Source organism: Limosilactobacillus reuteri subsp. simiae (genome assembly GCF_020784875.1).
Classification (GTDB): domain Bacteria; phylum Bacillota; class Bacilli; order Lactobacillales; family Lactobacillaceae; genus Limosilactobacillus; species Limosilactobacillus reuteri_H.
Map to the genome: position 1 here is coordinate 1 of NZ_JAJGUI010000073.1, position 246 is coordinate 246.

The window sequence follows — 246 nt, forward strand, 5'->3', positions numbered from 1 at the left end:
CTAACCTTTATGGAGGGAGCCGCCTAAGGCGGGACAGATGACTGGGGTGAAGTCGTAACAAGGTAGCCGTAGGAGAACCTGCGGCTGGATCACCTCCTTTCTAAGGAATAAAACGGAATCTACACATTGAAGAAACTTTGTTTAGTTTTGAGAGGTTTACCTCTTAAAACTTTAACCTATAAGACGCTTATTTGGGCCTATAGCTCAGCTGGTTTAGAGCGCACGCCTGATAAGCGTGAGGTCGAT

Annotated in this window: 1 rRNA gene; it reads left to right on the forward strand. The window is 46.3% G+C overall.

The features are described from left to right. Window positions 1-100: ribosomal RNA gene (locus LMC10_RS02070) — 16S ribosomal RNA — on the forward strand; the annotation flags it as partial. Window positions 101-246: the final 146 nt, after the last annotated feature.